This is a genomic window from Nocardioides sp. NPDC101246 (assembly GCF_044767415.1).
In the GTDB taxonomy this organism is placed as follows: domain Bacteria; phylum Actinomycetota; class Actinomycetes; order Propionibacteriales; family Nocardioidaceae; genus Nocardioides.
On the sequence record NZ_JBIWNX010000010.1, the window covers coordinates 140,606 to 153,301 of the forward strand.

Annotated in this window: 11 protein-coding genes; 4 read left to right on the forward strand and 7 right to left on the reverse strand. The window is 68.8% G+C overall.

The window, feature by feature from the left end; genetic code table 11:
- The 3 genes from kdpB to ACIRON_RS19370 are packed head-to-tail and all read right to left on the reverse strand — an operon-like array spanning nucleotide 1 to nucleotide 3,922.
- Nucleotides 1-2,088: a potassium-transporting ATPase subunit KdpB gene (gene kdpB / locus ACIRON_RS19360; RefSeq protein WP_402994501.1), complete on the reverse strand. Its 2,088-nt coding sequence runs from the start codon at nucleotides 2,086-2,088 to the stop codon at nucleotides 1-3.
- Entirely contained in the window at nucleotides 2,085-3,767 is a 1,683-nt protein-coding gene (gene kdpA / locus ACIRON_RS19365) for a potassium-transporting ATPase subunit KdpA (protein WP_402994503.1), read from the reverse strand. The genes kdpB and kdpA overlap by 4 nt, the downstream gene beginning before the upstream one ends.
- The gene (locus tag ACIRON_RS19370) at nucleotides 3,764-3,922 is read right to left on the reverse strand and encodes a hypothetical protein (RefSeq protein ID WP_402994505.1); all 159 of its coding nucleotides are present in this window, start codon (nucleotides 3,920-3,922) and stop codon (nucleotides 3,764-3,766) included. Before ACIRON_RS19370 ends, kdpA begins: the two co-directional genes overlap by 4 nt.
- Before the next feature lie 501 nt (nucleotides 3,923-4,423).
- Between ACIRON_RS19370 and ACIRON_RS19375 the strand changes: the two genes are divergently transcribed.
- Both ACIRON_RS19375 and ACIRON_RS19380 read left to right on the forward strand, forming a co-directional pair.
- Complete coding sequence (locus tag ACIRON_RS19375; protein ID WP_402994507.1) at nucleotides 4,424-5,383, forward strand: DUF389 domain-containing protein; 960 nt, start codon at nucleotides 4,424-4,426, stop codon at nucleotides 5,381-5,383.
- Nucleotides 5,384-5,537: 154 nt separating this feature from the next.
- Nucleotides 5,538-6,035, forward strand: coding sequence for a hypothetical protein (locus tag ACIRON_RS19380; protein WP_402994509.1), 498 nt, complete (start codon nucleotides 5,538-5,540; stop codon nucleotides 6,033-6,035).
- 6 nt (nucleotides 6,036-6,041) lie between these two features.
- On the opposite strand, the gene ACIRON_RS19385 is transcribed toward ACIRON_RS19380, so the two are convergent.
- The gene (locus ACIRON_RS19385) at nucleotides 6,042-6,884 is read right to left on the reverse strand and encodes an acyl-CoA thioesterase (protein WP_402994511.1); all 843 of its coding nucleotides are present in this window, start codon (nucleotides 6,882-6,884) and stop codon (nucleotides 6,042-6,044) included.
- Nucleotides 6,885-7,043: 159 nt separating this feature from the next.
- On the opposite strand from ACIRON_RS19385, the gene ACIRON_RS19390 reads away from it, so the two are divergent.
- On the forward strand, nucleotides 7,044-8,258 hold the full coding sequence (locus tag ACIRON_RS19390; protein WP_091051295.1) for an acetyl-CoA C-acetyltransferase: 1,215 nt from the start codon (nucleotides 7,044-7,046) through the stop codon (nucleotides 8,256-8,258).
- A gap of 75 nt (nucleotides 8,259-8,333) precedes the next feature.
- On the opposite strand, the gene ACIRON_RS19395 is transcribed toward ACIRON_RS19390, so the two are convergent.
- A complete protein-coding gene (locus ACIRON_RS19395) occupies nucleotides 8,334-8,813 on the reverse strand; it encodes a MarR family winged helix-turn-helix transcriptional regulator (RefSeq protein WP_402994514.1) in 480 nt (159 codons plus the stop codon).
- Between the two features lie 172 nt (nucleotides 8,814-8,985).
- Between ACIRON_RS19395 and ACIRON_RS19400 the strand changes: the two genes are divergently transcribed.
- Complete coding sequence (locus ACIRON_RS19400; protein ID WP_402994515.1) at nucleotides 8,986-10,281, forward strand: MFS transporter; 1,296 nt, start codon at nucleotides 8,986-8,988, stop codon at nucleotides 10,279-10,281.
- An 81-nt stretch (nucleotides 10,282-10,362) separates the two neighbouring features.
- Here ACIRON_RS19400 and ettA read toward each other — a convergent pair whose 3' ends face one another.
- Complete coding sequence (ettA, locus tag ACIRON_RS19405; protein WP_091051302.1) at nucleotides 10,363-12,045, reverse strand: energy-dependent translational throttle protein EttA; 1,683 nt, start codon at nucleotides 12,043-12,045, stop codon at nucleotides 10,363-10,365.
- 59 nt (nucleotides 12,046-12,104) lie between these two features.
- Nucleotides 12,105-12,620 (reverse strand): single-stranded DNA-binding protein, encoded by a 516-nt coding sequence (ssb, locus tag ACIRON_RS19410; RefSeq protein WP_402994518.1) that lies wholly within the window; start codon nucleotides 12,618-12,620, stop codon nucleotides 12,105-12,107.
- Between the last annotated feature and the right edge of the window lie 76 nt (nucleotides 12,621-12,696).

The window sequence follows — 12,696 nt, forward strand, 5'->3', positions numbered from 1 at the left end:
TCACAGTCCTGGGATGAGGGAGATGACGAGGTCGAGGAGCTTGATGCCCACGAAGGGAGCGATCAGGCCACCGACGCCGTAGAGGAGGATGTTGCGGCGGAGCAGCTCGACGGCCGACGAGGGCCGGTAGCGCACGCCGCGCAGCGCCAGCGGGATCAGCACGATGATGACCAGCGCGTTGAAGACGACCGCGGAGACGATCGCGGACTCCGGCGTCGAGAGCCGCATGATGTTGAGCACCTCGAGCTGCGGGAAGGCGACCACGAACATCGCCGGCAGGATCGCGAAGTACTTCGCGATGTCGTTGGCCACCGAGAAGGTGGTCAGCGCGCCTCGGGTGATGAGCAGCTGCTTGCCGATCTCGACCACGTCGATGAGCTTGGTCGGGTCGGAGTCGAGGTCGACCATGTTGCCGGCCTCCTTGGCTGCGGTGGTGCCGGTGTTCATCGCGACCCCGACGTCGGCCTGGGCCAGCGCGGGCGCGTCGTTGGTGCCGTCGCCGCACATCGCGACCATCCGGCCGCCACGCTGCTCCTTCCGGATCAGCGCCAGCTTGTCCTCCGGCGTCGCCTCGGCGAGGAAGTCGTCGACCCCCGCCTCCTTGGCGATCGCGGCCGCGGTGGCGGCGTTGTCGCCGGTGATCATCACCGTGCGGATGCCCATGGCGCGCATCTCGTCGAACCGCTCCCGGATGCCGTCCTTGACGACGTCCTTGAGGTGCACGACACCCAGCACCCGCGCCGGGTCGTTGTTGCGGTGCTCGGCGATGACCAGTGGCGTACCTCCACTCTCGGCGATCTCCGAGACGACCACGCCGGTCTCCGGGGGCACCTGGCCACCGTTCTCGCGGACCCAGGCCGTCACCGCGGAGACCGCGCCCTTGCGTACGCTCAGGCCGGGGCTGTCCAGGCCGGACATCCGGGTGGTCGCGGAGAACTCGACCATCGTGGCCTCAGCGGGCCCACCCATGGAACGACCCACCAGCGTCAGGATGCTCCGACCCTCGGGGGTCTGGTCGGAGAGGCTGGCCAGGACCGCGGCGTTCTCCGCGCCGGTCAGGGTGACACCGGTGACCGGGATGATCTCGTGGGCCTGCCGGTTGCCGTAGGTGATCGTGCCGGTCTTGTCGAGCAGGAGCACGTCCACGTCACCTGCGGCCTCGACCGCGCGCCCGGACATGGCGAGCACGTTGCGGCGTACCAGCCGGTCCATGCCCGCGATCCCGATAGCGCTCAGCAGGGCGCCGATGGTGGTCGGGATCAGGCAGACCAGCAGCGCGATCAGCACCAGCCACGACTGGTGCGCGCCGGAGTAGTCGGCGAGGAAGTAGAGCGTCCCGCAGACGACCACGAAGATGACCGTCAGCGTCGAGAGCAGCACGTTGAGGGCGATCTCGTTCGGCGTACGCTGCCGCTCCGAGCCCTCGACCAGCGCGATCATCCGATCGACGAACGACTGGCCCGGGTCGGAGGTGATCTGCACGACGATCCGGTCGGAGAGGACCAGGGTGCCGCCGGTGACCGCGGATCGGTCACCGCCCGACTCCCGGATCACCGGGGCCGACTCGCCGGTCACGGCGCTCTCGTCGACGCTCGCGACACCTTCGATGACGTCGCCGTCACCGGGGATCCGCTCCCCGGCCTCGACGACCACCCGGTCGCCCTTGCGCAGGGCGGTGGAGGCGACCGCCTCCTCGGTGCCATCGCCTCGCAGCCGACGCGCCGAGGTCTCGGTCTGCAGCGCCCGCAGCGAAGCCGCCTGAGCCTTGCCGCGGCCCTCGGCGACCGACTCGGCGAGGTTGCCGAAGACGACGGTCAGCCAGAGCCAGACCGTGACGAGCCAGCCCATCACGCTCGGGTCGAGGATCGAGAGCACGGTGGTGGCCACCGCGCCGATCTCGACGACCAGCATGACCGGGGTCTGCACGAGCAGGCGCGGGTCGAGCTTGCGCAGCGCACCCGGCAGGGCAGCCCTGATCTGGGCCGCCGACAGCGCCCCCTTCGAGGGCGGCACGGTGTGCCGGTCGTGGTGGTGCTCCTGGGGTTCCTCTGTGTCGGAGGCAGGAGGAAGGACGTTGAACTGGGTCATGACAGCGACTCCACGATCGGACCGAGAGCAAGGGCAGGGACGTACGTCAGGCCGACCACGACCAGCGTGACGCCGGTGAGCAGCGCGACGAAGAGCGGGCGGTGGGTGGGCAGCGTGCCGGCACCGACCGGCAACGGCCGCGTGGAGGCGAACCTGCCTGCCAGCGCGAGCACGACCACCAGCGGCGCGAACCGGCCGAAGAGCATCAGCACGCCGAGCAGCGTGTTCCAGAACGGGGTGCCCGAGGTCAGTCCGCCGAAGGCGGAGCCGTTGTTGTTGGCAGCGCTGGTGACGGCGTACAGCATCTCGGAGAAGCCGTGCGGGCCGGAGTTGAGGATGCCCTCGGGGCCGGCCGGGAAGGAGACCGCGACGGCTGCACCGACCAGCACCAGGATCGGGGTCACCAGGATGTAGACCGCGACCAGGGAGATCTCGTGCCGGCCGATCTTCTTGCCGAGATACTCCGGCGTACGCCCCACCATCAGGCCGCACAGGAAGACGGTCACGATGGCGAGCATGAGCATGCCGTAGAGGCCCGAGCCGACGCCGCCGGGCGCGACTTCGCCGAGCATCATCATGAAGAGCGTGACGCCGCCGCCGGGGGCGGTGAGGCTGTCGTGCATCGCGTTGACCGCTCCGGTGGATGTGCCGGTGGTCGCGGCCGCGAAGAGCGCCGAGGCGGCCTCGCCGAAGCGGGTCTCCTTGCCCTCCATCGCGCCCCCGGCCAGCTGCGGCGCGGTGCCGGGGCCGGCCAGCTCGGCCCAGGTCAGCAGCGCGGTTCCACCGAGCAGGAGGACTGCCATCGTCGCCAGGATCGCGCCGCCCTGGCGGCGGTCGCGCACGATCAGGCCGAAGGCCCACGCCATCGCGAACGGGATGATCAGGATCAGGAAGATCTCGAGCATGTTGGTGAACGGGGTCGGGTTCTCCCAGGGGTGGGCGGAGTTCACGTTGAAGATGCCGCCACCGTTGGTACCGAGCTCCTTGATCACCTCTTGGCTGGCGGCCGCGGCCGACGTCACGGTCTGCTCACCGCCGCCCAGGGTGGATATCGTCTGGTGGCTACGCAGGGTCTGCATGGTCCCGCTGGCGATCAGGACCAGTGCGCTGACGACCGAGATCGGCAGCTGCACGCGCACCACGCCGCGTACCAGGTCGGCCCAGAAGTTGCCGACCCGGCCACGGCCCTGCTTATCGCCGTGTCCGCGGCCACGGGCAAGGCCCCGGGCGAAGGCGGCGGCGACCGCCATCCCGACCGCCGCGGAGACGAAGTTCTGCACCGTCAACCCGGCCATCTGAAGGAGGTTGCCCGCGGCGGCCTCGCCGGAGTACCACTGCCAGTTCGTGTTGGCCACGAACGAGACCGCGGTGTTCCAGGCGCCGTCGCTCGGGAACCGGTCGAAGCCGAGGCTCAGCGGCAGCCACTGCTGGGTCCGCGCGAGCAGGTAGAGGAACAGCACACCGACCAGGGAGAACCCGAGCACCGCCAGGGCGTACGAGCGCCAGTGCTGGTCGGCGTCGGGGTCGACGCGCAGCACCCGGTAGGCCACCTTCTCGGCACGCAGGTGCTTCTCGGAGGTGTAGATGTGAGCGAGGTAGCGGCCCAGCAGCGGGACCGTGAGAGCCAGCGCGGCGATCAGGACGACGATCTGCAGCACGGCAGCGACGACGGCGTTCATCGGGTCACCGCCTGCGGCTCGGCCTCGGGCTCGTTCTGTGTGGGGGCGACGTCGGTGTCGGCGGGTTCGCCCAAGCGCCGGTCGATGACTCCGACCAACGCGGCGAGCCCGGCGAAGGACACCAGCGTGATGAGGATGTAGACGAGATCTAGCACGGCTCCATTGCATCCCCGCGCGAGGGCAGACAGCCCCGACCTTGACGGTTCCCTGACGACGTAGACAGCGGGATTGACGCTTCCTTGACCCGGATGTCACCCGGAAAGGCGCGAGCGCCGGACGTACTCGAGTACGTCCGGCGCTCGGCGGTGCGCTCTAGTGGATGACGACCCTCATCCACACGCTCATGACGGCGGCGACGAGGGCCGCGGCGGCGACCAGCACGGCCCCGCAGTCCCGAGATGACGACGGGAGGCTGCGTAAGCCCCGCCGCTGTTCGGGAAGGTCGCGATCATCGTGGGAGGGGACTCGTAGAGACACACCTGCGACGTTAGGCGCTGCCGGCCCGGGTCCCGGTCCGCTTGACGCATCGCTGACGCGGGCGTCGCCCGCCTTGACGGATCCCTGACTCCCTGACGTTCCGGCCACGACCTGTTCCCGCGCAGACCTACCGGCTGTGACACCGCCCCGCGGTGTCGGCGTAGGCAACAATGTCGCCCATGCTGCAGCTGCGGATCACCTCGCCGGCACACCTGACGCCCAGGGTCCTCGACGTTCTGACTGCCGACCCCGCGGTCAGCGAGCTCTCCTCGCTCCCCGGTGCGTCGCTGCGTCCCGAGGGCGACGTGGTGATGGCCGGGGTCGCCCGGGAGGCCGCCAACGACGTCATCGACCGGCTCCGTGAGCTGGACGTGCACAAGGAGGGCAGCATCCAGATCGACTCGCCGAAGGCCTGGATGTCAGACCGCGCTCTGAAGGCCGCCGACCTGGCCCCTGGCAGCAGCGCGGACAGCATGGTGTGGGCCGACGTCACCCAGCAGGCCTACGACGACACCGAGGCCAACTGGACCTTCATGAGCCTGATGACCCTCGCGACGCTGCTGGCCGGGATCGCGATCGTCCTCGACTCCCAGATCCTGGTGATCGGGGCGATGGTGATCGGTCCCGAGTTCGGTGCCATCGCGGCACTGGGGGTCGCCTTGGTGCGGCATCGCTACCACCTGCTCGGCCGCTCGCTGGGCACCCTCGCCCTCGGGTTCCTGGTCGGCATCGCCGTCACCACGGTGGCTGCGCTCATCGCCCGCGCGCTCGGCTGGATCACCCTCGAGGACGTGCTCGCCGACCGCCCGGGGACGGGCTTCATCTACACCCCGGACAAGTGGTCGTTCATCGTGGCGCTGATCGCGGCGGCGGCCGGCGTGCTCGCGCTCACCTCGGCCCGGGTCGGAGGCCTCTCCGGAGTCTTCATCTCGGTCACCACCATCCCGGCGGCGGCCAACATCGCCCTCGGTCTCGCCTTCGGGGTGGGGCACGAGATCCGGGGAAGCGTATTGCAGCTGCTCCTCAACATCACCGGCATGGCGCTCGCGGGCTGGGCGACGCTCGCGGTCCAGAAGGTGGTGTGGAGCCGGATCTCCGAGCGCCGTGCGCTGTTGGTGGCCCGGCTCAGGAAACGCTGACAAAGGTCCCGCTTCTCGACATCTGACGCAAGCACTGGGAGGCTACTGGACTCAAGCAGAACATTTGGTTGACCAGAGCGCTCTCGGAGGACGCATGCGGGCAATTCAGCGGGCTATCGTCGGAGTCGGGCTTGGAGTCGTAGCCCTCGTCGCGATGGCACTGCTCATCGGGGGGATACGGTCCATCGGACCGGACCAGTCGAGCCGGCCCGCGACGCAGGCGACCGGTCAGCAGACTCCGCTCGCCGATGACCCGAGCGGTCCGCCCGAGCCCATCGACGCCGCCGAGGACACCTCGGTCGGCACCCTGCCCCCTCCGCCCGACGCCTCGCTCACCACCCAGCTCGCCTCGCGTGATCTGCTCGCGCCGCCCGAGTCGGCGCCGAACGCGCAGCGCCCGGCCGAGGGAACCACGCTGAGCGCCCGGAAGTCGCGCCCCGGGGAGAAGTCCAAGGAGACCTCGGGTCAGGTCCCGACCATGCCCGAGCAGGACTTCACCGCGACCCAGGACGACTGGGACTGGAGCGCGTGGGCCGACGCGGACAGCTGGTACGGCGATCGCGACGACAACGGTGACGACTGCCGGCGGGAACACCGCTACGACCAGCGAGACGACCGTCGCGCCGACTGTGATGACGACCGGCGCGACTGAAGCTGTCTAGAGCACGCCCTCGACGGCCGCACGCACCTGCGGGCTGGGCTCGACGGCCTTCCCGGACTCGAGGTCGTAGAAGACCAGCGTGACCTGCCCGCGGGCGAGTCGGAGGTCTCCGTCAGCGATCTCGGACTCGATCGTCATCGACTTGGTGCCCAGTCGGGAGACGTAGCTCCACACGTCGTACGGCTCCGAGCGAGCCAGGACCGGCGCGTGGTAGGTGACGTCGGTCTGCGCGACCACGACGGAGGGCCAGGACTTGATGTCGTTGTGGGAGCTGAGGCGCTTCATCAGCGCCAGTCGCGACTCCTGGAAGTACTCGAAGTACTTCACGTTGTTCACGTGCCCGTAGGCGTCGACGTCGGAGAAGCGGACGTAGAGCGGGAAGCGCCCGTCCTCGAGCCGCTTCGGCTCACCCAGCGCGAGCGGCTTCGGCGACCACTCCTCCGGATAGCCCTCGAGGTACGGCTGCAGGTTGGCCTTCTCCTCCGGCCTGAGCCGGCGCGGCGACTCGGTGGCGAAGACGTACGGCGCCAGGACCGTGCTCGCCCGCACGTAGACCTTGCGGGTGCCGTCAGGCTGGTCGCGGAAGATCTCGTAGGCCATCGTGAAGCTGGCCGCCCGGATGTCGGTCACCCAGGACTCGACGTGGACCGGCGTGAAGTCGAAGAGCAGCGGGGCGAGATACGTGACCTGGTGGCTGGCCACCACGACCCCCTCGGCCAGGCCCTGGGTCTGCGGGCTCCTGGCGTGCGTGCGCAGCATGTCCACGCGCGCCTCTTGGAGGTAGTCGACGTAGACGACGTTGTTGACGTGGCCGAGCATGTCGAGGTCGGCCCAACGCATGGGGCATTCGTAGAGGTGGCGCACGTGGCCGATCCTTCCAGATGCCTGTATCGAGCTTGTCGAGATGATCTTGGGCACTGGGCCTGGCGACCAGACGCTGTCCGGGCGAGTATGGTGTCGACCACAGTTCAACCTACTCATCAGTAACCGGGAGTCTTCATGCCTGAGGCAGTCATCGTCGCCGCCGCCCGCACCCCGATCGGGCGAGCCAACAAGGGATCTCTGAAGGACTTCCGTCCCGACGACCTCGCCGCGCTCATCACCAAGGAAGCCGTCGGTAAGGTCGAGGGTCTCGACCCCAACGACATCGACGACCTGCTGCTCGGCTGTGGTCTGCCGGGTGGCGAGTCGGGCAACAACATGGGCCGCGTGGTCTCCGTGCTGAACGGCTGGGACAAGGTGCCCGGCGCGACCATCACCCGCTACTGCTCCTCCTCGGTGCAGACCTCGCGGATGGCGCTGCACGCGATCAAGGCCGGTGAGGCCGACATCATCGTCTCGGCCGGTGTCGAGACCGTGTCCCGCTTCGTCAAGGGCACCTCGGACCACCTGCCCGACACCGTCAACCACCTCTTCGACGACGCCCAGTCGCGGACCACCGCGACCGCCGCGTCCAACGAGAAGTGGCACGACCCGCGCGCGGACGGCCTGCTGCCGGACGTCTACATCGCGATGGGCCAGACCGCTGAGAACCTCGCCACCTCGCGCGGCATCTCCCGCCAGGAGATGGACGAGTTCGGCGTACGCTCCCAGAACCTCGCCGAGAAGGCGATCGCCGACGGCTTCTGGGCCCGCGAGATCACCCCGGTCACCACGCCCGACGGCACCGTCGTCTCCGCCGACGACGGTCCCCGCGCGGGCGTGACCCTGGAAGCCATCTCCGGCCTCAAGCCGGTCTTCCGCGAGGACGGCACCGTCACCGCCGGCAACTGCTGCGCCCTCAACGACGGCGCCGCCGCCGTCGTGGTCATGTCCGACACCAAGGCCGCCGAGCTCGGCGTCACCCCGCTGGCGCGGATCGTGTCCACCGGTGTCTCCGGCCTGTCCCCCGAGATCATGGGCCTCGGCCCGGTCGAGGCGACCCGGAACGCGCTGAAGTACGCCGGCATGTCGATCGGCGACATCGACCTGGTCGAGATCAACGAGGCCTTCGCCGCCCAGGTGATCCCGTCCTACCAGGACCTCGGCATCGACATCGACCGCCTCAACATCAACGGTGGCGCCATCGCCGTCGGTCACCCCTTCGGCATGACCGGCGCGCGCCTGCAGAACACCATGCTCAACAGCCTCGACTGGCACGACAAGACCACCGGCCTCATCACCATGTGCGTCGGCGGCGGCCAGGGCATGGCGATGATCCTCGAGCGCATCTGACACCCCGCCGAGTCGGCTCGTTCTGACCGGAGATCGCATCGAGTCGGCTCGTTCTAACGAGCCGACTCGGCGTTTTCAGCGCATCTCGATACCGGGGCGGTCGCTGATGAGGTGGTCGGAGACGGCGTTCATCACCCGTCCCAGGGCCGCGAAGTCTTCCTCGCTGACCAGATCGATGAGGTAGTCGCGTACGCCGGTGACGTGGACGGGCGCGGCCTCGCGCAGCAGCTCGAAGCCGCGGTCGCTGAGGGTGGCGACGACACCGCGGCCGTCGTCTGCGGAGTTGCGGCGTTCGACGAGCCCGGAGCGCTCCATCCGGGTGATCGTGTGCGTGATCCGGGAGCGGGAGTGGGCCAGGGAGTCGGCGAGCTGAGCCATCCGCATGGCACCGTCGTTCTCGGAGAGGCGTACGAGGATCTCGTACTCCGGGAGCGAGATGTCGAAGCGGGAGCGTAGATCCGCGTCCAGGCGGTCATCGAGCAGGGTCATCCCCATCATCAGCGCACGCCACGAGCGCTGTTGCCCTTCGTCCAGCCACCGAGTCTCATCACCCACGGGGCATTACGTTAGACCTCCCTCCGGGCTGTTCCGTGCACGGGCACGCATTTAGCGGCGACGAAGTCGGGACCAACGGACGATGATTGGCGGGACCTTAGCCCGGGATGACGGGCTCCAGGGACCCGAGAAACAATTCGCCACCGCTCCAGGTAAAGGCGAAGATTGTGCGGTGTCGACTCCCCCTGCTCTCGGTCTCCGTGACTTCATAGCCGCACTTCCACGCGAGGGCCGCTGGCTCCTGTCGACGGTCGCGATCCAGCTCCTCGGTCGCGGCATGACGCTGCCGTTCACGATCATCTACCTGCATGAGGTACGCGGCTTCGACCTCGGCCTCGCCGGCACCCTGATGGGCCTGATCGCCATCGTCGGCTTGGTCGTCACCGGCCCGGCGGGCAGCCTGATCGACCGGTATGGAGCCCGCCCGGTCATCCTCGGCGGCCTGGTCTGCGCGATCGCCGGTGACGTCCTGCTCGCCTTCGCCACCACGCCGGTGCTCGCCGGTGCGGCGCTGTGCCTTCTGGGCGTCCAGGCCGGGGTGTCATGGCCGGCCGCCAACGCCCTGGTCGCCACCGTGGTCGAGGGTGAGCTGCGGCAGCGCTACTACGGGGTGAACTTCGCGCTGATCAACCTCGGCATCGGCGTCGGCGGCGTCATCGGCGGGCTCTTCATCGACGTGACCCGGCCCGAGACGTTCACCTACGCCTTCCTCGCCAACGCCGCCACCTTCACGCTCCCGGCCCTGGTCCTGCTCGGCCCGCTGCGTCATCTCCACGGCCGTGCCACACGTCCTGCCGCCGACGAGCCCGACGCGACCGCGTCGTACGCCACGATCCTGCGTCGTCCCGAGGTCATCTGGCTGGTGGTGACAGGGGTGTTGCTCGCGACCCTGGGCTACGGCCAGATCGAGAGCGGGTTCCCGGCCTTCTCGCGTCAGATCTCCGAGGTCTCGACCCGGGTCGTCGGCTTCGCGTTCGTGGTGAACTGCGCGGTGATCGTGCTCGCCCAGTTCTGGGTGATGAACCGGGTCAGCGGCAAGCGGCGCACCCGGGTGCTCATCGCGACCGCGGTGATCTGGGGCCTCGCCTGGGTGGTGTTCGGGGCGACCGGCCTGGTGCCGGGCTCCGTCGCCGCGATCGTCGGCGTGGTCGCCTTCCAGGGGCTGTTCTTCGCCCTGGGCGAGACGCTGATGCAGTCGGCCTTCCCCGCCCTGACCAACGACATGGCCCCCGACCACCTGCGCGGGCGCTACAACGCGATCAACTCGGCCGCGTTCCAGACCGGGGCGATCATCGGCCCGATCCTGGCCGGGTTCCTGCTCGAGCACGGCCAGTCGACGGTGTTCATCGCGCTGATGGTGCTCGGCTGTGTCGGCATCGTCGCCGGCTCGATGCGCCTCGAGCGCCGGATCACCCCTGCCGTGAACGGCGTACGCCCGGTGGAGACCCAAGAGCCCGCCACCCTGTGACAAATGCGCCGAGTCGGCTCGTTGTAACGAGCCGACTCGGCGCGGGGTGTGGTCAGAACGCGCCGGCTCGGCGCGGGTTGGTCAGTCGCGGGTGAGGCGACGGTGGGTGACGCGGTGGGGGCGGGCCGCCTCCTGGCCGAGGCGCTCGATCTTGTTGGCCTCGTAGGACTCGAAGTTGCCCTCGAACCAGAACCACTCACCCTCCTTCTCCTCGGTGCCCTCCCAGGCGAGGATGTGGGTGGCGATGCGGTCGAGGAACCACCTGTCGTGGGAGGTGACCACGGCGCAGCCGGGGAAGTCGAGCAGCGCGTCCTCGAGCGAGGAGAGCGTCTCGACGTCGAGGTCGTTGGTGGGCTCGTCGAGCAGCAGCATGTTGCCGCCCTGCTTCAGGGTGAGCGCGAGGTTGAGGCGGTTGCGCTCACCACCGGAGAGCACGCCGGCCTTCTTCTGCTGGTCGGGGCCCTTGAAGCCGAAGGAGGCGACGTAGGCCCGCGAGTTCATCTCGAAGTTGGCGACCTTGATGAAGTCCAGGCCGTCGGAGACGACCTCCCAGACGTTCTTGTTGGGGTCGATGCCGCCGCGGCTCTGGTCGACGTAGGAGATCTTCACCGTCTGGCCGACGTTGAGCTCACCCGCGTCGGGCTTCTCGGAGCCGGTGATCATCCGGAACAGCGTGGTCTTGCCGACACCGTTGGGGCCGACGATGCCGACGATGCCCGCGCGCGGCAGCGAGAACGAGATGTCGTCCCACAGGGTGCGGCCCTCGAAGCCCTTGACCAGGCCCTTGGCCTCCATCACCACGTCACCCAGGCGCGGGCCCGGCGGGATGTTGATGTCGGCGGTGTCGATCTTGCGGGCCTTGTCGGCCTCAGCGGCGAGCTCCTCGTAGCGGGCCAGACGAGACTTCGACTTGGTCTGGCGGGCCTTGGCGTTGGAGCGGACCCACTCCAGCTCCTTCTCGAGCATCCTGGCGCGCTTGGCGTCCTTCTGCCCCTCGACCTTGAGACGGTCCTTCTTGGTCTCCAGGTAGGTGGAGTAGTTGCCCTCGTAGCCGTGGATCGAGCCGCGGTCTACCTCGGCGATCCACTCGGCGACGTTGTCGAGGAAGTAACGGTCGTGGGTGACCGCCAGGACGGCACCCTTGTAGGACTTGAGGTGACCCTCCAGCCACTGCACCGACTCGGCGTCGAGGTGGTTGGTGGGCTCGTCGAGCAGCAGCAGGTCGGGCTCCTGCAGGAGCAGCTTGCACAGCGCGACCCGGCGGCGCTCACCACCGGAGAGGTTGTCGACGATCGCGTCGCCCGGAGGGCAGCGCAGCGCGTCCATGGCCTGCTCCAGCTTGGAGTCGATGTCCCAGGCGTTGATGTTGTCCAGGAAGGTCTGGAGCTCCCCGGTCTCGGCCATCAGGGCGTCCTGGTCGGCGTCGGGGTCACCCATCTCCATGTAGGCGTCCTCGAGGCGCTTCATCTTCGTCTTGATCTCGCCGACCGCCTCCTCGACGTTCTCGAGGACGGTCTTGCCCTCGGTCAGCGGCGGCTCCTGCTGGAGCATCCCGACGGTCGCGTCCTGGTCGCGGACGATGTCGCCGTTGTTCGGGTGGTCGAGCCCGGCCATCAGCTTGAGCAGCGAGGACTTACCCATGCCGTTCGGGCCGACGACGCCGATCTTGGCACCGTGCAGGAACGAGAGGGTGACGTTGTCGAGGACGACCTTGTCGCCGTGGGCCTTGCGCACATTGCGCAGGGAGAGGATGTAGTCGGCCATGGGCTCCACCCTAATGAGGTCGGGGCACGCCGGTACAACCGGCGCACGCCCGGCTCACCTCAGGCCGCCACAGACTCCTCCGTCTCGCCATCGTCGGACGCCGCCGGCTTCTGGTCCCACGGGTCCGACCCCGGGGCCCGCCAGTCGGAGAGCGGGTCGCGGTCAGGGTCCTCGTCGCGGGGGCCGGGCGCGGGGGCCGCAGCCGCGGCCAGGGTGCGCGGGTTGCGCGAAAGGCTGGTCATGCCGCGGTTGAGGTCGTGGCCGACGACGGTCGCCTCGACCTCGAAGGTGTTGACCTCGAGCCCGTCCTTGTTGACGTAGCTGCGAGCCGACAGCCGCCCCTGGACGACCACCGGGTCGCCCTTGCGCAGCGAGCGCCCGACGTTCTCCCCCAACTGACGCCAGGCACTCACCGTGAACCACTGCGTCAGGCCGTCGCTCCACTCCCCGGTGGACCGGTTGAGCTTCCGCGGTGTGCACGCCATCCGGAAGTTCGCCACCGAGACCTCACCGACGCTCCGCACGACGGGGTCGGCGCCGACGTTGCCGCGCAGGGTGATGATCGAGTCGTTCATCGTTGTCTCCTCAGTGTTCGCCCGCCTGATGCGGGCCTCGGAGACAACCCTGCGCTCGACCACCGACAGTTTCCGG

Bases quoted from the DNA above. Each gene is read 5' to 3' on its own strand.
- ssb (WP_402994518.1), bottom strand. From the start codon at position 12,620: ATGAACGACTCGATCATCACCCTGCGCGGCAACGTCGGCGCCGACCCC.
- kdpA (WP_402994503.1), bottom strand. From the start codon at position 3,767: ATGAACGCCGTCGTCGCTGCCGTGCTGCAGATCGTCGTCCTGATCGCC.
- ACIRON_RS19380 (WP_402994509.1), top strand. From the start codon at position 5,538: ATGGCACTGCTCATCGGGGGGATACGGTCCATCGGACCGGACCAGTCG.
- ACIRON_RS19390 (WP_091051295.1), top strand. From the start codon at position 7,044: ATGCCTGAGGCAGTCATCGTCGCCGCCGCCCGCACCCCGATCGGGCGA.
- ACIRON_RS19385 (WP_402994511.1), bottom strand. From the start codon at position 6,884: ATGCGTTGGGCCGACCTCGACATGCTCGGCCACGTCAACAACGTCGTC.
- ettA (WP_091051302.1), bottom strand. From the start codon at position 12,045: ATGGCCGACTACATCCTCTCCCTGCGCAATGTGCGCAAGGCCCACGGC.
- ACIRON_RS19375 (WP_402994507.1), top strand. From the start codon at position 4,424: ATGCTGCAGCTGCGGATCACCTCGCCGGCACACCTGACGCCCAGGGTC.
- kdpB (WP_402994501.1), bottom strand. From the start codon at position 2,088: ATGACCCAGTTCAACGTCCTTCCTCCTGCCTCCGACACAGAGGAACCC.